1 pseudogene is annotated in these 251 nt (G+C 60.2%); it reads left to right on the top strand.

Features of this window, described 5'->3' with window-relative positions:
- Positions 1-251: pseudogene (locus tag R0J92_RS25050) on the top strand (DUF2235 domain-containing protein); the annotation flags it as partial.

The raw sequence follows: 251 nt of genomic DNA, 5'->3' as shown, positions 1-251 counted from the left end.
CTCGGAAACCGTCACACGCGGACCGCAATGTCATGTGATCATCCTGGACGGCACCATTTCGACGTTGGAGCCAGGCCATGAAACCCACGCGGGCATGGCCTATCGCCTGTGCAAGGAGATGGGCCCCCAGGTGTCGGTCTAATATGAGGCTGGTGTGCAGTGGACCGCATGGAACAAGACTGTCGATGTGATGATCGGGCGCGGCATAAATCGCAAGATCCGCCGCGCCTACGGCTATCTCGCGTCGCGCT

The organism is Tritonibacter sp. SIMBA_163 (genome assembly GCF_046535935.1).
In the GTDB taxonomy this organism is placed as follows: Bacteria; Pseudomonadota; Alphaproteobacteria; order Rhodobacterales; family Rhodobacteraceae; genus Epibacterium; species Epibacterium scottomollicae.
The sequence above is the reverse complement of the archived record's forward strand: the minus strand, read 5'-3'. Positions and strand labels throughout refer to the sequence as shown.